Genomic DNA, 947 nt, shown 5'->3' on the forward strand with positions numbered 1-947 from the left:
CCCCCCCGCCACATCGACCTGCGTCCCTTCGTGCTCACCGGCCAGGAGCTGCGCCTGGTGCCGGGCGGCCTGACCCGGGTCGCCCTCACCGAAGGCTCCCTGGTGGTGAACTCCTCCCAGGGCGGCGGCACCAAGGACACCTGGGTCATGGAGGGCAACACATGCTGAGCCGCACCGCAAGCGAACTCTACTGGATGTCCCGCCACCTGGAGCGGGCGGAGAACACGGCGCGCATGCTGGACGTGACCCAGACCATGTCGCTGATGCCCTCCATCGACGCCGATCACAGCGAGCTGCTGGCCCCCCTCACCATCAGCGGCACCCACGAACCTTTCCTCGCCCGCTACGGCCAGGTAAACATGGAGAACCTGCTGCAATTTTTCTGCTTCGACGAGGAGAACCCGAGCAGCATCTTCAGTTGCCTGCGCATGGCCAGGGACAATGCCCACGGGGTGCGCGGCAAGATCCCGGGAGAGGTGTGGGAGAGCATCAACGCCGCCTGGATAGAGATCCGCCGGCGCCGCAAGGCGGGGCTTTCCAGCGGCCAGGCCCAGGAGTTCTTCGACTGGATCAAGGAGCGATCCCACCAGTTCCGTGGCGCCACCTACGGCACCATGATGCGGGGGGATGTGCTCTGGTTCCTGCGCCTTGGCACCTTCATCGAGCGGGCCGACAACACGGCGCGCATCCTCACCGTCAAGTATCAGGTGATCCGGGAGGACGAGGACAGCGTGCGCGAGTTCTACCGCTGGAACGCCCTGCTGCGCTCTGTGGGGGCCTACGAGGCGCACCAGACCCTCTACAAGACTCTCTCCCACGCCTCCATCGCCGAGCTGCTGATCCTGCGCAACGAGGTGCCGCGATCCCTGCGCGCCTGCCTCGACGAGATGGAGCACATCCTGGCCCAGATCGAAGGCAACGCCGGCCAGGCGCCGCGGCGCCTCACC

General features: G+C 66.6%; 1 protein-coding gene. It reads left to right on the forward strand.

Annotated features, from left to right (window positions below; translation table 11 throughout):
• Window positions 1-161 precede the first annotated feature (161 nt).
• The coding region (locus BN1127_RS00515; protein ID WP_042648113.1) for an alpha-E domain-containing protein at window positions 162-947 on the forward strand (786 nt) is incomplete at its 3' end.

It is taken from the genome of Aeromonas media (assembly GCF_000819985.1).
In the GTDB taxonomy this organism is placed as follows: Bacteria; Pseudomonadota; Gammaproteobacteria; order Enterobacterales; family Aeromonadaceae; genus Aeromonas; species Aeromonas media.